We start from the raw sequence: 19,030 nt of genomic DNA, 5'->3' as shown, positions 1-19,030 counted from the left end.
CCCGATTATGTTTGCATCTGCAGCCCCGAATTATGATGTATACACGCTGTGCGAAGATCCTCGCGTTCAAGTCGTCGAAAACTTTTTTAATGAATCAGAAGCGAAGCATATTATACAGCTCGCAGAGAACGGCATGGAGCGTGCTCGCGTTAGCGACGATAAAGAAGGCTCGATTTCAGACGCCCGCACCAACAGCCTGTGTTGGGTCAAACACGATAAAAGCATCATCACCTCAAACTTGGCCGATCGTGTAGCGAAGTTTATCCAGATGCCAGTCAGCCACGCCGAGTCATTTCAAGTTATCCGCTATGGACCGACCCAAGAGTACCGCGCTCATTTTGACGCCTACGACCTCAGCACCGAACGCGGTCAGCGTTGTACGGCGCGCGGCGGTCAGCGCTTAGTCACGGTGTTGGGCTACTTAAATGATGTCGAAGCAGGTGGCTCCACAGCATTCCCGCATTTGAATATCAACGTGGTTCCCAAAACCGGGCGCTTATTGATATTTGATAACGTATACAAAGGCACGACGGATATCCACAAACAAAGCCTCCATGCGGGAACACCTGTCGTGAAAGGAATCAAGTGGGCATTCAACCTCTGGTTCCACATCCGCGAATTCAAATAACAGTATTAGCTATTGGTTACTAGTTATTAGTGACTGGCTACTAGAAGAGCATGGATCTGTGTTTTCTAGTAACCAGCAGCTAGCAGCCAGTAACGATTTTAGTTTTTTGAGCGGTAGGCGGTAGCGAACACTTCTTGGTACGGTGCTGCCGGGACGGCCGTATTAACTTGACCGTCGAGTACGCCGGCGATGATAGTTCCGCTCGTGCGACGATCTTTGATTTCGTCGATCACAAGAATGTTAGCGCCGAGATTCGCAGCCTGCAGACGTAACCGCTCAATCGCATCTTCGAGTTTTTCATCAGTGCTGCTGCGAATAGCCATTGCATAATTGGTGGATAACTTTGCAACTTCCTCAGCATTCACTGGAGCTCGATCAACGACTTGCACACTGCGGTAATTTATTGCCGCTGACGTTTCGCCAGTTACTTCAGGACTATAGGTATTGCTGCAAGCAGCCAGTAGCCCAGAAGCGATCAGTACTGCGAAAAGCTTACGAGTAGACATTGTTTTCTCCGATCTATAAGTTAAAAGTGTTGTTTGAATTTTCGCCTATTTATACGGGCAATACTATGAAGTCGATCGCAAATAGCTTGCATTCAAGCGATTTTACAAAAATATTTACAACAATATATGATATTTAGCTCTGTATACTGTTAAATAAACGTATAGACGAGCGTGTTTACTTTCTGTAGATTGTAAAGAGTTCTCGACATGCTAATACCGTGATGCATCTATCAATTTTGTATCACCAAGGACTCTGGAAAGCCATGAACACGGAAAGCGCACGGCAAGTGACAAATCGGCCACGTAAAATAACCTTATTCAATGGGCATGAGACATTGTCCGAATTGGTTATTCCTGTGCAACAATCGAATCGTGACGCCATGCGAGTGATTGAGACTGAGTTAGGGCGTACTCCAGTGCTCACTCATGCTATTTTTCGCGACCGTAACGGCACCGAATGGATGGTCAGACGAGATATCGGAATCCTTCAAAAGCTGCGTATTTTATTGCTCTCCAAGTAGCCTCTCCAAAATGCGGATAGATTTCCGCTGAACAAACACTAGCCACCGCAAATTCTCTGTGGTTATACTGACTCGCATAATAATTATAAAAAATTTTTTGCTGAGGACAGATTGGTATGCAGTTGGCCCTGGTTGATCATCAAGTGCGTGCGGTGCTCCACACCATAGTGGCACTCGCTTTAACGATCGCTGGCATCGCCATTTTGGTGTACCGTTTGGGTGAGCCCACCCAACAACTTATTTATCACTCCGTAAGCTCGTCACTATTAGTTAGCGTCATTGCAACCGGTGCTGCCTTGCTCGCATACGTTAGCCGCATACAACGATGGCATTCTGTTGGACCACGGTTGCTCGGTGCGCTGGTCATCGCTGCGTCGGTAGACGGCATCTTAGGGAGTTACCTCGATTCTTTTGATACACGAATTCATAGCGCTATTTATCTCGGCTTTATCGGTGTTGGTGCTTGGCTGGTAGCGCGTCCGAAATCGACTGTGCTGATGCGGTTACAGCTTGCCTATGGCGTGGTGCTAGTTATTGCTGCTTTAGTATTACTGTTGCTCCATTATGCTTTAGATGAGCCTTTTGTGGCGCGCCATCCCACCGGCAGCTTGATAGCTTGTATTGTCTTATTACTCGCGGGTGTTGCGCTGATCAATTTGGGCGTGGATTCGAATCGAGTGCCACGTGCTGTTGCGCCAATGACGACCGCGATAGCGAGCGTTGGCTTAGTGGCCGTTTTAGTCGTCAGCGTCGCGATGTTCCACAGTGAAATGTCAGGCTTGCGTGCGCAGGGGCAGCAAGCTGCAGATAGTTTGAATGCAAATCGGCGTCTGGCTGGAATTGCGACGATTACCATGTTGGAGCGGATGGCGAATCGATGGCAAAGCTACCCATTCGAAAAACATGACGCGCTGATGCGTGAGGACATTGCTGGGCTGCTGCAGGATGTCGAGTTCATTGAAAGCTTTATACTACTGACGTCTGCGGGACAACCGGTTTGGGAGATTGCCGAGTCTGAGAACGTGAGTTACCAGCATCTGATCTTTGCCGATAAGACTCTCCAACCGCGCTTACAAGAATTTCCAGAGCCTCTGCAATTGCTGGTACCCGCACCTGAATACACGCAAGAAGGCGCGATGTTATTGATTCGACAGCCGGTGCGTTTTCAAGAAGCAGATGGCTATTCGCCCTGGTACTCATTGGTAACGGTGATTGATGTACCGACGATGTTAGCCGCTCAGGTAGCGCAAACGGACTCGCCAATTATGACCTACACAGAGGTGTCCTACGCTTATCTCATGAATAAGTATGGTGAGTGGGTGACCACTGACGAGTTAGAGCGCATTCGTGAGCAAGCCATTTTTCTGCATGGCGATGCGCTGAATACGCCCTACAGCGCCGGTACGCCAATTGTCGCCTACCTGATTGACCTGAGTGATATGCAAGCGATGGCTAACTTACAGGTGTTGGTGGCTATTGCTGGTATCGGCTTGGTGATGTTGGTGTCGCTGACTATTGAGCGTAACCGCACGCTTATGTCGCAAGGACGGCAATTGAAGTTTCAGGCTGAACATGATGCCTTAACGGGATTGTTCAACCGCACGACTATTGAAAGGCACTTGAACGAACGTTTTAATCAGTCGCGGCAGCTGACTGTGATGTTTATTGACTTGGATGGATTTACCCTGATCAATGACAGTCTAGGGTTGCAGGTGGGTGATCGGCTGCTGCAATTGCTCTCACAACGCCTCGAGAATGTGGTCGGTGGCCGGGCACAATTGGCACGTTTTGGTGGTGATGAATTTTTGCTCGTTGCGGAACATTTGCATCACGATACCGATGCGGTAAACGCGCTGACGCAACGCATTCTGAGTGCGGTCGCACAACCCTACAGAATCATGCAGCACAAAATTTATTTAACCGCGAGTATTGGGGTCGCGCATCAAACTAACGATCAATACGCACCGCTAGAACTGGTGCAACGCGCCGACATGGCCATGCATCAAGCGAAACGTTTGGGGCACAACCATGTTCAGGTCTACCAAGACAGCATGTCATTTCAGTTCAAGTCATCGGCAGCTATGCGCAGCAGCTTGCAAGAAGCGATTGAGAAGCAGCAATTACGCCTGCATTACCAGCCCATAGTGCGCTGCAATGATCTCCAAGTTGTGGGTTATGAGGCGCTACTGCGCTGGGAACGTGAACCTGGCAAGTTTGTGTCGCCGAGTGAATTTATCCCCTTAGCTGAAATGACGGGACAGATTATTCCGCTGAGTGAATGGGTGTTCAGACAAGCGTTTATGGATGCTGTTGAGTTTCAGAAGGAAGGGCCACGCAAAATTTCGGTGAATCTCTCAACACTGCATTTTAATCGGTCCGAGTTTGCGGACCATTTGGAACAAACTCTGGTCGAAACCGGATGTAAGCCAGAATGGATTGAGCTCGAATTAACCGAGAGTATTCTGATGGAGAACACCGATTACGCCATTGCTGTGTTGAAGCGGTTGCGCGAACAAAAGTTCTCTATCGCGCTCGATGATTTCGGTACCGGTTTCTCATCGTTGAGTTATCTGAAACGATTACCCATGGATAAAGTCAAAATTGATCGGAGCTTTATACAAGGGATTCGGACTCACAAAAGCGACCGCGTGCTGGTGAGCAGCGTCATTAAAATAGCTCAATCATTAGACTTTGCCGTTGTCGCGGAAGGTGTAGAAACGCCACAGCAAGCGGAGTTCGTGACGGAATTGGGATGTAATTACATGCAGGGCTACTACTTCGGCCGCCCAGTAGCGAAAGAAGACCTCTAAGCAGCGGAGCTGCTTGCTAATAGCTACTGGCTACTAGCTACTAGCAACTAGTAGCCAATAACCAGTAACTAAAAGCGTTTTTCGCTTTAGAAGCTGTACATCGCCATGAAGTGCAGCCGTGTCATATCTCCATCGACGCCAGACTCGATTTCACGTGTTGCTTGTGAAAGCTCAGCGCCAAAGGTGACATTTTTGGCTGGTGAATGCATAACGTTGAAGCCAATCCGTTGAGTGGATTTGGTCACAGCGTTGCCAAGTAGACCGGTGTCGTTATCGGCCCAACCGCGACTGTAAACGAAGTTGCTGCGTGTTTTTTCGTTCCACTGATGCCGATAGGCAAAGGTAATACCCTGGCTGTCAATGGTTTCGAGATCACCGTTGGCATCGATCACCGCGCCATTAAAGGTGTTTAAACCTAAATAGCGACCAAAGCCGGAGCCAGTCGAGGCCGAGAAGCGAATGTCGTTACCATTGCCCAGTACGTACTTGGCCGCAAAGTTGACGCCAAAGCCACCAGCCGTCTCGTCACTACCATCACCATCAACGTCATACGCCAATTGACGTACTAAACCAGCGATGCTGTAGCTGAGGTTACCTGACTTGCCACTGTATTTAGCGGTGAAGTCTGGCATTAAGCCATCACTCGAGGTAATACGACCACCACCACCATTTGGGGTAACTGTCGTTTCTGGATTCTCCAGTGAGAAGCTCCACGAACCTGAGGTATAGCGAACTTGGGGCTGACGCATGAAGATCATACCGTCGGTAGCACCAACAAAGTCGACTGACTCAGGCAAAATGCTCAAATCTTGAAAGTTCGACCAAGCTTGACCAATTAACCAATTATCATACTTGATGTAAGCCTGACGCAGGCGCGGTGCATAAGAGTTGGTAATACGTTCGTCACCGACCGGTACGGTTAAAAAGTCGATTTCGATACGGGCACTGATGTCCTTGCCATTGTCGAGTTTCTGATTCACATCAAAGAAGAAACGCGACTGGCGGGCGTGAATGTCGGTTACTGGGTCATCACCTTGGCCACCGACTGGTGTGGTGCTGGGAATATAAAATTGGCGACCGATAAAGCCACTGGCTGGCGCAGTGCCATCACCATAGTCAGACGCAAATGCGTCGAGCTTGACGTAACCACTAAATTTCCATGTTGGACCTTCGTCCGCCATCACTGGAGCTGATACGATAGCTCCGAGTACTGCACTGGCAATCAGCGATTTCTGTAGTTTGTTATGCAGCATTGCTGTGCTCCTCCCAATAAGAAAGCGTGTGTAAAATGCTTAAAAAGCATCGTTGGGATGGAGTGATTAATCAATCTAGACTATGGTCTAATGGCTTGCAAAACCCATTTCTAGGAAGGTATAAACCCTAAAAGCGTCACTCGCTACTCGTTATTCGCTACTCGAAAAGCGGGGGGATCGAGTTTTCGAATAGCTAGTAACAAATAGCTAGTAGCATATATTGAAGGAGGTTGTATGCAGCATGAGGTTCACAAGGTTCCCGCCGATGCCAAGGCGCGAGCGCACATTGATAACGACACCTATCTCACCATGTACCAAGAGAGCATCAACAACCCAGATGCCTTTTGGAAAGAGCATGGCCAACGGATCAGTTGGTTTAGCCCTTATACTAAGGTTCAGAACACCAGCTTCGCGCCGGGTGATGTCAGTATCAAATGGTTCGAAGATGGGACTTTGAATGCTTGCTACAACTGTGTTGACCGGCATTTAACCGAACGCGCGGACAAAACCGCGATTATTTGGGAAGGTGACGACCCGAGTGTCAGCGAAGAAATCAGTTATCAGCAACTGCACCATGAAGTGTCGCGGTTTGCTAATGGTTTAAAGAAGCTTGGTGTTGAGAAAGGTGACCGTGTAGCGATATACATGCCGATGGTGCCGGAAGCTGCTTACGCGATGCTGGCTTGTGCACGCATCGGTGCAGTGCACACAGTTATCTTCGGTGGTTTTTCACCGAATGCGATTGCCGACCGTGTCAACGATTGTGGTGTCAAAGTAGTCATCACCGCCGATGAAGGGCGGCGCGGTGGCAAAACAACACCATTGAAAGCGAATGTCGATGAAGCATTGAAAAATGATCGTTGTCCATCGGTCAATCATGTGGTGGTTTGTCGAGTAACGCATGCGGATGTCGCGTTTGAGGCGCCGCGCGATGTGTGGCTCGATCAATTGGTGAAAGACGTCGCGAGTGAATGTCAGCCTGAAGTGATGAACGCCGAAGATCCGCTCTTTATTCTGTATACCTCAGGCTCTACCGGTAAACCAAAGGGTGTGCTGCATACCACAGGTGGTTACATGGTATGGGCATCCATGACCCATGAGTATGTCTTCGATTACCACGAGGACGATGTCTATTGGTGTGCCGCCGATGTCGGTTGGATTACCGGTCATAGCTACATCGTCTACGGGCCATTGGCAAATGGTGCAACGACGCTGATGTTTGAAGGCCTACCAACGTATCCCGGTGTTGGGCGTATTGGCGAGATTATCGATAAGCACAGCGTTAACATCCTCTATACCGCGCCAACGGCCATTCGCGCGTTGATGTCGAAGGGTACTGCTGCGGCTGAGACCAGTACTCGGAAGTCGCTACGAACTCTGGGTAGCGTCGGTGAACCGATCAACCCTGAAGCATGGGAATGGTATTACAAAACGATTGGTGATAGCCGTTGCCCGATTGTCGATACGTGGTGGCAAACTGAAACTGGCGGCATCATGATCACGCCATTACCTGGCGCGACGGATTTAAAACCAGGTTCCGCAACACGACCATTTTTCGGTATCCAGCCAGCGCTAGTCGATGCTGAAGGCAATGAGCTGAGTGGTGCTGTTGAAGGTAACTTGGTCATCAATGAATCTTGGCCTGGTCAATCGCGTACGCTTTGGGGCGATCATGAGCGCTTTGAACAAACCTATTTCTCCGCCTACAAGAACCGTTATTTTACCGGCGATGGTGCCCGCCGTGACGAAGATGACTATTTCTGGATTACGGGTCGAGTTGACGATGTGTTGAACGTGTCAGGGCATCGCTTAGGCACAGCTGAAATCGAGAGTGTTTTGGTGGAGCACAAAGCCATTTCTGAGGCTGCTGTGGTTGGCTATCCTCATGACATTAAAGGACAGGGCATCTATGTGTATGTGATTGCGATGTCTGGTACCGAAGTGAATGATGCATTGACGAAAGAAGTGCGTGATTGGGTGCGCTCGGAATTGAGCCCCATAGCTACACCTGACTTTATTCATTGGGCCCCTGATTTACCCAAAACACGGTCGGGTAAAATCATGCGCCGGATCCTGCGCAAGATTGCTGCAAATGAGTTCGAAAACCTCGGTGATACCTCTACGCTTGCTGATCCAAGTGTGGTAGATTCCTTGATAGATAATCGTCTGAATAAGTAGGACAACGGCGCGACTCGGCGCCTCTTCAAGGACTTGCCGGAGCAAGTGATGGGGTTATGGCTAAATTCTTAATTGCTGATGATCATCCGTTGTTTCGCGAGGCGCTGCAAGGCGCTCTCGCGACACATTATCCGCAACTCGAACTTCGGGAAGCAGGTGATCTAGACTCCACTCTGACGGCGCTCGCGGAAGACGATGACCTAGACTTGCTCTTACTGGATTTGCATATGCCCGGTAGCGGTGATTTTTATGGTCTGATTCGCATACGCGAAGACTTTCCATTGCTACCAGTTGCGGTCATTTCCGGCAGTGAAGATGCTGCAGTTGTGGCTAAATGCATTGGTTTTGGGGCGCTAGGATTTATCCCTAAATCACTGCCGTCTGCGCAGATTGCTGAAGCAATAGACGCTATTCTACAAGGCGACGGCTGGGTCCCTGAATCCGTACGTGGCCGATTAGACAACTTGACTGCAGAAGACCAAGAAATCGCCCGTAAAGTGGCTGATTTAACGCCCCAGCAATACCGTGTTCTATACCTTCTACACGAAGGCTTGTTAAACAAGCAGATTGCTTACCAGCTCAATATCACCGAAGCGACTGTCAAAGCGCACATCACTGCGATATTCCGCAAACTAGGTGTCTACAGTCGCACCCAAGCAGTGTTGTTAGCTGAACGTTTGCAGTTGGAAGCACCTGTAAACTAAATAAAATAGACAACTTATCCACTTTGTCACTTTTGATGATTTGTTAACAACAGTTACAATTCGTTACAACCCCTTGTGTAAAACCTGCCCTAAGTTCGTGTGTCCATAGCCTGATGCGTGCTACATTCTTGATGCTCATTACTAAAAAATAACAATTATATTCTGGCGTCGAAACAAGGTCGCCAGGCAGAGTTAATCAGAAAAATAAAGTAAGTAACCAGAGGTTAATACACATGAAAGCAGTTCAATCATTGCTACCCGCGTTCGCGACGCGCAAGCATGTTCTAGCGGTTGCCATTGCGTCGACGCTAGCAACAGGGTCGGTAGTTGCACAGCAACTCACACCGGCACAAGACCAACCGGTTCCGCAGCGTGACCGCGCTGTGTTGGCAGCGAAGAAGTTCGAACGCACGAAGCTTCAACAAGAGTTTCCAACTTATTACATTGTGCAACTGGAAGCCCCAGCCGCCACTTTATACAACGGTGGTATTGCAGGATTGTCGCCGAGCTCAGCCAAAGCGAATGGCTTAGAGCAGTTCGATGCGAGCTTGCCAGCTGCAAAAAATTACCAAGAGTTTTTGCTCCAAGAGCAGCGTAAAGTCATGTCAGCAATGCAGGCAAAATTCCCTGAGTTGCAGGTTAGTCGCCACTTAAGTCTGACCATGAACGGTATGGTGGTGAAGTTGCCAGGCAAAGTCGATGCAAAAGCCGAATTAGCCAGTATTCCTGGTGTGAAGCGCGTATTCGAAAACGAAATGATGTACACGCAAATGGACGCATCCATTGACCTGCTCAATACACCGGAAGTGTGGTCAGTGTTGGGCGGGCAAGATACTGCAGGTGCGGGCGTACGGGTGGCAGTCATTGATGGTGGTATTACACCGACCCATCCTATGTTTGCAGACAATGGGCACACACCATTAACCGAGCCGGCTGCAGATGACGATTACTGTGCGACTGTTGATGCGACCTTCTGTAACGATAAATTGATTGTCGCGCGCTATTACGATCCAACCTTTGAAACGCTGCCTGATGAAGTGCTTACTCCGCAGGATGTCGGTGGACATGGTACGCACGTAGCTGGAACTGCTGTAGGTAATCCAGTTACTTCAACCATCGGCGGCGCTGCTGTCAATGTATCAGGTGTTGCACCGGGTGCTTATTTGATGGCTTATAAGGCATTGTTCCGTAACACCGACAACATCGGTAGTGGTTCGAATGCCATGCTGATTCCAGCACTCGAAGATGCCTTGGCTGATGGCGCTGATGTCATCAACAACTCATGGGGCGGTGGAGCAGGTTCTGCGCCTGAAGACAGTGCTTATAAACCTGTTTTCGAAGCGATTAATGCAGCGGGTGTGTTGACTGTTACCTCTGCAGGTAACTCTGGCCCAGGTGAAATGACGATCGGTTGTCCAAGCTGTATTGAAGACGGTTTGTCGGTAGCTAACACTACACATGGCCGTGACTTCGTGAATCAGTTGAGTGTATCTGGCTTGACAGGTATTGATGCAACTGAAGGCAGCCAAACGTTCCTTGAAGAAGACTTTGTTGCGGAATTGACGGCAACTATTGTGGTTGATGAAGCCAACGCACTTGCTTGTAACGCATTTGCTGAGGGCGCCTTTAATGGTGAGCTCGTGCTGGTGCAACGTGGTGAATGTTCGTTTGAGCAAAAAGCCATCAATCTGGATAACGCAGGCGCAAGCGGTATGTTGTTGTATAACAACGCACCGGGTGCATTGATCATGAACGTCGGTGCGTCAACGCTACCGAGCTTCTCTATTTCGCAAGCTGACGGCGAGGCTGTATTGGCGGCTTGGTCTGCGGGCGATGAGGCAGTGATCACCCCTGCGCAAGCGAAGGTGTATCCAGAGCTTGCTGATTTAATGGCGGGTTCGAGTTCACGCGGTCCTAACGGTAACCCGAACTTCTTGAAACCTGATATCGCTGCGCCGGGCACGAACATTCTGTCTGCAAGCACCACCGGCGGTTTAATGACGATGACCGGAACGTCGATGGCAGCGCCACATGTTGCTGGTGCCGCAGCATTATTGAAAGACGTTTATGGTGACCTGGATGCAGACCAACTGAAGTCAATTTTGATGACTTCTAGCATTGGCGGCATTATCAAACAAGACGGACAGACGCCAAGCGATCCATTTGATGTAGGTGCTGGACGGATGGATATCGCTGCGGCTGCGAATGTCGCTGTCGTAGTCGATAAGCCATCGTTTGCCAATGTATCTTGCGCGATTACCTGTACATTCGACCGGACAATCACCGATATCAGCGGTGCAGCTTCGAATTGGACTGCTTCGGTTGCAATGCGTGACGCTGATGTGACGGCTGAGTTAAACGTGACCAATGTCGACATCGCAGCAGATGGCAGTGCTGAGTTCGAATTGACGGTCGATACCCGTTTTGCAGAAGACGGTTGGTATTTCGGCGAGGTTTTACTGGAGAACAGCGGCAACAGCAGTGATCTGCGTATGCCAATTGCTGTGTATGCGACCAAGTCAGACAACCCCGCTATTGTTAGCGTGGGTCAAACCGCAGGTGAAGCTGTCATTGGTTCGCCATATACCATGACTGCACGTGGTGCTTTAGGTAGCACTGGTGAACCGGTAACGGTTGCAGTTCAAGTGCCAACAGGCGCGACTGTCGTTGAAGGCTCGGTGAATGCAACGGAAACGCGCGCAACAGCGACGAACTTCGGTTTAAGTGATGACGGTTCAACGATTGTTTGGACAGGCACGCAGACCGATGAGGCGAATGAGAGTTATGTGGACGCTTCGGGAAGCTTCCCGTTTGCAGGTGTATCACTCGCTGCAGCAGGCATCGGTTCGTCACTCTGTGCAGCTGGCTGTGATGAAGAAGTGTATACATTCCCGCTGACCAACTTCGGTGGCATTATTGTTGACGGTCAAACGGTGAATACTGTGACCTTAACGATGAACGGTGTGATTGCACCGAACGCACAAACCGGTGCTATGGCGTCTAGCTTTATCAATATGCCAATTCCAGATGAAGCACCGCCACAAGGTGTGATGGCGCCACTGTGGGCCGACTTTGTTGTAGGTGGTATTGCCGGTAGTGAAATCCGCTATGGTGTATTCAATGTGGATGGTGCTCAGTGGTTTGTTTGGGAATATGTCAATGCCCGCTTGTTCGATGAAGTGGGTGACGAAAATGCGAACCAATATACCTTCTCTGTGTGGCTGAAACTGGCGTCTAATGAAGTTTACTTTAACTACATTGATATTCCGGCATCACCTGAATTCGCAACGGTTGGAGTAGAGTCTCTCGACGGTACCTTTGGTACGCAGTTGTACTACGATGGCGAAGGTAGCATCCCAGCCTCCGGAACCGCGTATCGTGCCTTCACTCGCAGTGGCGAAAAAGCAGCTGTGGAAATCGACTACGACTTACAGGTCGATACCATTGGTGAAGCGATTACTGCGCAAGCGAGCGGTGCGAAGAATAACCCACTAACCGTTGACCTTGCAGCCGTTCTTAACACCACGGGTCGTGATGTGCTGACGTTGACTGAAGTCAGCTCAGGTGACCAAAGCTACTCTGCTGCAGCAGTGCAGTCGTTTGATGTCGATGGTGATTTAACACTTGAGGTGGTCTCGCAAGCTGAAGCGGGCGGTACAGCAGCATTTGATGGAACCAACTTGGTCTTTACACCAGATGATGGTTTTGTCGGTACTGCAGTCGTTGAATATCGTGCAGTCGATGCTGCGGGCAGTCCAACAGCGACCGCAACTGCGAGCTTCGAGTTGTTTAACCAAGCTCCAGAAGCTGCGGCAACAACCTCAGCGGTATCAGCGGAGCCAGGTGAGACCATCACGTTGTCTGCTGCAACGTCTGAAGATCCCGACGGTGATGCGTTGACTTACACTTGGGCACAATCAGGCACGACGTCGGTATCACTCAGCTCGACTTCAGGTGCAAGCGTGACTTTCACGTCACCAGAAGTGGATCAAGCGACTACAGTGACCTTTACTGTCACTGCGAGCGATGGTGATTTAACCGATACAGCCACTGTGCAAGTGCGGTTAGAGCCGAAACCATCGAGTGGTGCATTCGGTTGGATTGTAGCACTACTGGTGCTGCCATTAGCCTTGCTGCGCCGCCGTCGCCTAGCGTAAGCTAAGCAATAGTGAATGAACACAGCCCGCGGTGTGCAGCACTGCGGGCTTTTTTTTGAAAGGAGACAAAAGATGCAAAGAATCATTCGTACCACTGCGGTTTTGCTAGCCAGCGCGCTGATGCTCGGGTGTAGTGAAAAGCCAGAAGACTCGCTACAACAAGCTACCGAGCAAGAGCAAATTGTTGAAGCGGAAGCGACCGCTCTCGACAAGATGGATGCCGAACAAGCAGGCGCAAAACTTGCTGAAATGAATAATGCGATTCGCAGTATGGTTGGCGCAGCTGCAGCAACAGACTTGAGCCAGTGCCGCATGCTCGAAGTGGGTGCGCGGCCTTGTGGCGGCCCTGAATATTATATTGCGTACTCCACCGAAAATGTCGATACAGACATCATTGAAACGATGGCGAAAGAGTACACCGAACTGCGCCGCTGGCTGAATGAAGAGCAACAAATGATGGGTACCTGTGAAGTGATTCCAGAGCCCAAACTCAGCCTCCAAGGTGGCGTTTGTCGCGCACTTCCCACAGAAACGATGTAGATCTGTTGCTCCAACAACGTCGCGGTTAGCCGCGACGTTGCTGGATATGTTTGAGCAGTGCCTTGAGCGCAGCCGGTTTGACTGGCTTGGCGAGGAAGTGTAATTGCTGTTCGCGCGCCTGCCGGCGCAAGTTGTCGTCGCGCATGGCAGTAACCAACGCTGCTGGCACAGAATCGCCCCATTGCTCGCGTAAGGCTCGGCATAGGCTGAGCCCATCGTGAGCGTCATCACCCAATTGATAATCCAGTAGCAGCCCATCTGGGCGTTCGTGAGAGCGAGCATAGGCCAACGCGGTATCGCTGGTACAGAACGTTTCGACTTCACAATTCCATTTCTCCAGCAGTGCGCGCAACGCCGCTAGATTTTCTTGGTCGTCATCCACGCAAATGAGTAGGAGACGTTCTGTGGGCGAACTTGCGGTTTCTGTGGGCGGGCGTTCATCAATCAACTCGGCATTACCGAGTGGCACGGTCACCGAGAAACAACTGCCAAACCCTTCGCGCGTTTGCAATTTGAGTGCGCAGCGTAGTTGCTCACTCATTCGTTTGGCGACCGAAAGTCCGAGCCCCACACCTTCCACGCGAGTATTTTGACCGCGGTAAAAGGCATCAAAAATACGGTGCTGTTGCTGTGAAGTAATGCCCGGACCGGTGTCCCAGACCGCAATTTGTAATTGCTCGCCGCGGCGGCGCACACCCAACAAAACCTTGCCATGTTCTTTATTGTACTTAATCGCATTCGACAGAAAGTTTTGAATAATTCGACGCAAGTAGGTGGGGTCGGTAAGGATCACTCCATCAAGTAAGCGCGCCTTAAACTGAATATGTTTTTGCTGCGCCAACACGTTGTACTCGTGGATTAGCGGCTGCAATATCGTATCCAAGCGCACATGGCGGAATGTGGGTTGCAATGCACCTTGGTCCATTTTGGCGATTTGTAGGAGCGTCGACAGCAAGTGTTCGGTCGAGGCGAGCGCTGTATCGAGCTTCTGTAGCAGTTGATCATTGGCTGGCGTCAGGCTGGTCTCATCAACGGCTGACAAATATAAGCGTGCGGCATTGAGGGGCTGCAGGATATCGTGGCTGGCTAACGCTAAGAATCGCGTTTTCGAAGCATTGGCTTCCTCAGCTTCGAGTTTGGCTTGTTTCAGCTCTACTTCTACTTTCCGGCGACGCTCAATTTCCTCAGTCAGTTCATTATTGATTTCACGGATTTTGCGCTGGCGCACATTGATGCGTTGCTCCAGATCGATATTGGCTTCTTCTAAAGCCTGCGCCGTTTCAACGTGCTCAGTAATGTCGGTGAAGGAGGTCACGAAACCACCATTGGGTAGTGGATTACCGACCATTTCAATCACGCGCCCATCACCGCGGCGGCGAATAAAGCGGTGAGGTGAGCCCATCTGCATGTAATTCAAACGCTTGGCAACGAGCTCATCAATTTCTCCTGGACCACATTCGCCGCGCTCCGCGTTATACCGGATTAGAGTCGCAATCGGCTGCCCTGGTTTGACCATTCCTTCTGGATACTCGAAGAGATCTAAGTAGCGCTTATTCCACGCCACCAAGCGCAGCTCGGCATCAACTACTGAAATGCCCTGTGCGAGGTTCTCCAGTGAGCTAAAGAGAATGGATTGCTGGGTTTGCAGCGCTTGGGTGGTGTCGTCAAAGAAATGGACGACTTCCTCAAGGTGCAGTCGGCGGTCACGCAATGCGGCCTCGACTAATGAACGGGCGGTGGCGGCTCCCAGCACACCACTGAGTGAGCGCTCGACAAAGTCAATAAACTCCCGCTTCGCGACGTCCTCACGCATGGCTTCAGTGATTTTCATGCCGCGCTCGGACGCCGCAAAAAACTCCAGTAGCTGGCTAGCGCGTTGCTCGCCGAGGAAAGTTCTCAATAACAGCAGCATATCGCCATTGGTGGCTTGGTGATGACGACCAATGGTGTGCTCTTGCAATGTTGAGCGCGGCTTCACAAACGCGGTAGCTTGGATACGGTCGACAAGGCGTGGCTGAGCGAGCAAAGAGAAGACTATGTAGGCGATGGTATTCACCACCAAACTGACCACAGTGCCCTGAGTAATGATACTGGTGTCACTAATTTGATGGGGTAGGTACATGGGTACTGCCACCGCAAATAACCAAGCGATGAGGCCTGCACCGAGGCCCACGTAGACGCCACGGGCGTGACCTCGACGCCAATAGAGTCCACCCAGTACCGCGGGTAGCAGCTGTAAAACAACCGAGAAGGCTAACAAGCCGATACTGACGAGTCCCGTATTTGCGGCCCAAAAGTAGTAGCACAGATACGACAGCAGCATGATCACGCCAATTGCAATGCGTCGGATCAGGAGCAGGCGTCCTTGGAAACTGCGGGTGTCGGCAAGCACACCAATCGGCGCGCTGCCAGTAAAAGGGAACTGACTCCGACGCTGTAAGATAAACGGCATAATCACGTCATTCGTAATCATGGTGCTGAGGGTCACTGAGGCTATGATGACCATAGCCGTAGCCGCCGAAAATCCGCCAATAAAGATAAATACTGCTAACCAGGGTTGGTCATTCATCATGGGTAACTGCAGCGCGAAGGTCGAGCCGTCCACGCCGTCACCGAAGAAAAACTGCCCACTGACTGCAATCGGCACAATCGCTACGGCGATGATCAACAGATACAGGGGGAAGCCCCAACGGGCGGTCTTGAGATGACTCACATTGACGTTATCGACTACTGCGACGTGAAACTGTCGCGGCAAACACAAAATCACGCCCGCCGCCATAAAGGTCTGCACAATAAAATCAAACTCGAGTAGTGCGCGCCAAGACCAAGCTGCAGAGGGTGGGTTGGCAAGCCGCTGGAACAACTGCTCAGAGCCCACAGAGCTATATAAATGCCATGCAAATACTGCAGCGACTACCAATGCCACGAGTTTGACCAGAGATTCAAAGGCTATCGCCAAGATCATACCGTTGCGATATTCGGTGACTTCGATATGGCGCGTACCAAACCACATGGCAAAGGCGGCCATCAGCGCAGCTGCTAGTAGCTCGTTGATGGATAGCTCGGTGAATGCAGAGGTGTTGTCAGTCAGTACTACAAACGTGAGGCCGACCGCTTTTAGTTGCAGCGCAATATAGGGGATGGTGGCCAAGGCTGCTATCAGCGTCACAAACAGAGCAATGCGCTGGCGCTTGCCATAACGCGACGCAATAAAGTCAGCAATAGAGGTGATATTTTGCTGTTTACTGACTGAGACCAACTTCTCCATCAGCGGCAGTGCAAAGACAAATAATAGAAAGGGTCCTAGCAAGATTGGAATATAGGCCCAGCCCGAGGCTGCAGCATTTCCCACCGCACCGTAGTAGGTCCAACTGGTGCAATAGATAGCCAGCGACATGCTGTACACCAGTGGCTTGTAGCTGAGTCGATTGGCAAAGGTATTGGGCTTGTCACCGTAATGCGCGACAGCAAACAAAAGTGCTATATAAGCCAGTGATACCAGTACCAACACAGCAGTCATATCCAACCCTCTAAAAGCGCAAATAGTTACTAGTTACTAGACAATAGCAAAACAAAGACCCGAGCTGCTATTAGCTATTAGCCAGTAACGATTGTCTAGCTCTCTTAGACCAATGTCTTATTTCTGAGTTGGAGCATGACGACTAGATTGCATAGTGACCCAAACAATAACAACGGAACAACCTGGAGGGCGTATGGCTTTTAAAAGCGAAGAACTCGCGAAAGCCTACTGGCGCGAAAACATCAGCCTAGTATTGAAGTTACTAGTTGTCTGGTTCGTCGTGTCGTATGGCTTTGGCATTATTTTGGCGGATGTACTCAACCAAATTACCTTTTTCGGCTTCAAACTGGGCTTTTGGTTTGCTCAGCAAGGGTCGATTATCACATTCGTTGTGCTGATTTTCGTCTATGTGAATCGCATGGCGGCGCTCGATAACAAATACGAAGTTCACGAAGAGTAGGGGCGACGAGCATGGATATTCAAACTCTCACGTTTATTATCGTCGGCCTGACCTTCGCGCTTTACATTGGTATCGCGATTTGGTCTCGAGCCGGCTCTACGAATGACTTTTACGTAGCCAGTGGTGGTGTTCATCCAGTCATGAACGGGATGGCCACAGCGGCAGACTGGATGTCCGCGGCATCGTTTATTTCGATGGCGGGCATTATTGCGTTTGCGGGTTATGCCGGCAGCGTTTATTTGATGGGCTGGACCGGTGGCTATGTCCTATTGGCTATGTGTTTGGCACCGTACTTACGGAAGTTTGGTAAGTTCACGGTACCTGACTTCATTGGTGACCGCTATTATTCGCAAACTGCACGTACCATTGCGGTGTTGTGTGCGATTATCATCAGCTTTACCTACATTGCCGGACAAATGCGCGGTGTAGGTGTGGTGTTCTCACGGTTCTTGGAAGTTGATATCGCCACCGGTGTTTATATCGGTGCGGCAATTGTTTTCTTCTACACCGTTCTCGGTGGAATGAAAGGGATCACATACACGCAGGTTGCGCAGTACGTAGTGCTGGCTTTCGCGTATTTAGTGCCTGCTATTTTTATCTCCATCTACATGACCGGTCATATTCTGCCGCAAACGGGTTTCGGTGCGACTATTGCCGAGGGTGTGCCAGGTGGCGGTGAGTATTTGCTGCAACGTCTCGACGGGTTGTCAGAGCAACTCGGCTTGGCGGCCTACACCGAGGGTGTGCGCAGTAAAATCGATATGTTCGCGATTACTTGTGCATTAATGGTCGGTACTGCGGGTTTACCGCACGTTATCGTACGTTTCTTCACTGTACCGAAAGTATCAGATGCACGTTTATCAGCAGGTTGGGCACTGGTCTTCATTTCTGTTGTGTATCTCACTGCACCATCCATTGCAGCGTTTGCGAAAACCAACTTAATCAACACGGTAAACGGTCCTGATTTACAGGGTGTGGAGTATGAAGCTGCACCATCGTGGATCAAGAACTGGGAAAAAACCGGCTTGATTTCGTGGGAAGACAAGAATGACGATGGTCGTATGTTCTACTCAGGTGATGCTCGCAACGAAATGACGGTAGACCGCGACATCATGGTTCTCGCAAACCCTGAAATTGCGAATTTGCCGGCCTGGGTGGTGGCATTGGTCGCAGCAGGTGGTGTTGCAGCAGCGTTGTCGACCTCGGCAGGTTTATTGCTGGTGATTTCGACATCCGTTTCACACGACTTGTTGAAACGAACATTGACGCCGAATATTACCGATAAACAAGAACTGTTCTGGGCTCGAGTCGCAGCAGCAGTGGCGGTAACGATATCCACTTACTTCGGTATTTACCCGCCCGGCTTCGTGGCGCAGGTGGTCGCCTTCGCGTTCGGTCTGGCAGCCGCAAGCTTCTTCCCGGCTATTATTATGGGTATCTTCCATAAGCGGATGAACAGCGCGGGTGCGATTGCCGGTATGGTCGTCGGTATCGTGTTTACCTTGGCGTATATCATTTACTTCAAGTTCGTGAACCCAACTGCGAATATTCCTGACAATTGGTTGTTCGGAATTTCGCCTGAGGGGATCGGTACTATCGGTATGATCATCAACTTCATCGTGGCATTAATTGTGCACAAGATGACTGGTGATGCGCCTCAAGCAACGCAAGATTTGGTGGAGTCAATCCGTTACCCACGTGGTTCCGGTGCAGCAACGCATCACTAATCAGGTGTTCTTGATTGTCAAAACCC

The 19,030-nt window shown here is 50.3% G+C and carries 12 protein-coding genes; 9 read left to right on the top strand and 3 right to left on the bottom strand.

Annotation, left to right across the window (positions count from 1 at the left end; all coding sequences use genetic code 11):
• Window positions 1–7: 7 nt before the first annotated feature.
• Window positions 8–628 carry a 2OG-Fe(II) oxygenase gene (locus CWE22_RS05345; protein WP_169930317.1) on the top strand — a complete coding sequence of 207 codons (621 nt, stop codon included), beginning with the start codon at window positions 8–10 and terminating at the stop codon, window positions 626–628.
• Window positions 629–726: 98 nt separating this feature from the next.
• Here CWE22_RS05345 and CWE22_RS05340 read toward each other — a convergent pair whose 3' ends face one another.
• Window positions 727–1,134: a DUF4156 domain-containing protein gene (locus CWE22_RS05340; RefSeq protein ID WP_169930316.1), complete on the bottom strand. Its 408-nt coding sequence runs from the start codon at window positions 1,132–1,134 to the stop codon at window positions 727–729.
• Window positions 1,135–1,397: 263 nt separating this feature from the next.
• Between CWE22_RS05340 and CWE22_RS05335 the strand changes: the two genes are divergently transcribed.
• Both CWE22_RS05335 and CWE22_RS05330 read left to right on the top strand, forming a co-directional pair.
• Window positions 1,398–1,655 carry a hypothetical protein gene (locus tag CWE22_RS05335; RefSeq protein ID WP_169930315.1) on the top strand — a complete coding sequence of 86 codons (258 nt, stop codon included), beginning with the start codon at window positions 1,398–1,400 and terminating at the stop codon, window positions 1,653–1,655.
• A 116-nt stretch (window positions 1,656–1,771) separates the two neighbouring features.
• Window positions 1,772–4,465 carry a putative bifunctional diguanylate cyclase/phosphodiesterase gene (locus CWE22_RS05330; RefSeq protein ID WP_169930314.1) on the top strand — a complete coding sequence of 898 codons (2,694 nt, stop codon included), beginning with the start codon at window positions 1,772–1,774 and terminating at the stop codon, window positions 4,463–4,465.
• Between the two features lie 86 nt (window positions 4,466–4,551).
• On the opposite strand, the gene CWE22_RS05325 is transcribed toward CWE22_RS05330, so the two are convergent.
• Window positions 4,552–5,736, bottom strand: a complete 1,185-nt coding sequence (locus CWE22_RS05325; RefSeq protein WP_275069060.1) for a DcaP family trimeric outer membrane transporter — start codon at window positions 5,734–5,736, stop codon at window positions 4,552–4,554.
• 216 nt (window positions 5,737–5,952) lie between these two features.
• Between CWE22_RS05325 and acs the strand changes: the two genes are divergently transcribed.
• From acs to CWE22_RS05305, 4 genes are all read left to right on the top strand, one after another.
• Window positions 5,953–7,896 carry an acetate--CoA ligase gene (gene acs, locus CWE22_RS05320; RefSeq protein WP_169930313.1) on the top strand — a complete coding sequence of 648 codons (1,944 nt, stop codon included), beginning with the start codon at window positions 5,953–5,955 and terminating at the stop codon, window positions 7,894–7,896.
• Between the two features lie 56 nt (window positions 7,897–7,952).
• Window positions 7,953–8,600, top strand: a complete 648-nt coding sequence (locus tag CWE22_RS05315; RefSeq protein ID WP_169930312.1) for a response regulator transcription factor — start codon at window positions 7,953–7,955, stop codon at window positions 8,598–8,600.
• Window positions 8,601–8,833: 233 nt separating this feature from the next.
• Window positions 8,834–12,757, top strand: coding sequence for a S8 family serine peptidase (locus CWE22_RS05310; RefSeq protein WP_169930311.1), 3,924 nt, complete (start codon window positions 8,834–8,836; stop codon window positions 12,755–12,757).
• A gap of 72 nt (window positions 12,758–12,829) precedes the next feature.
• Window positions 12,830–13,297, top strand: a complete 468-nt coding sequence (locus CWE22_RS05305) for a hypothetical protein (RefSeq protein WP_169930310.1) — start codon at window positions 12,830–12,832, stop codon at window positions 13,295–13,297.
• Window positions 13,298–13,322: 25 nt separating this feature from the next.
• Here the strand turns inward: CWE22_RS05305 and CWE22_RS05300 are convergent, their stop codons facing one another.
• Window positions 13,323–16,817: a PAS domain-containing hybrid sensor histidine kinase/response regulator gene (locus CWE22_RS05300; RefSeq protein WP_169930309.1), complete on the bottom strand. Its 3,495-nt coding sequence runs from the start codon at window positions 16,815–16,817 to the stop codon at window positions 13,323–13,325.
• A 193-nt stretch (window positions 16,818–17,010) separates the two neighbouring features.
• On the opposite strand from CWE22_RS05300, the gene CWE22_RS05295 reads away from it, so the two are divergent.
• Both CWE22_RS05295 and CWE22_RS05290 read left to right on the top strand, forming a co-directional pair.
• The gene (locus CWE22_RS05295; RefSeq protein ID WP_169930308.1) at window positions 17,011–17,277 is read left to right on the top strand and encodes a DUF4212 domain-containing protein; all 267 of its coding nucleotides are present in this window, start codon (window positions 17,011–17,013) and stop codon (window positions 17,275–17,277) included.
• Between the two features lie 11 nt (window positions 17,278–17,288).
• A complete protein-coding gene (locus tag CWE22_RS05290) occupies window positions 17,289–19,004 on the top strand; it encodes a sodium:solute symporter family protein (RefSeq protein ID WP_169930307.1) in 1,716 nt (571 codons plus the stop codon).
• The last annotated feature ends 26 nt before the right edge of the window (window positions 19,005–19,030 follow it).

Origin of the sequence: Pseudidiomarina aestuarii, assembly GCF_003987355.1 — a bacterium.
GTDB lineage: Bacteria > Pseudomonadota > Gammaproteobacteria > Enterobacterales > Alteromonadaceae > Pseudidiomarina > Pseudidiomarina aestuarii.
Note: the sequence above shows the minus strand (reverse complement) of the source record. Positions and strands in the feature narration are given on the sequence as shown.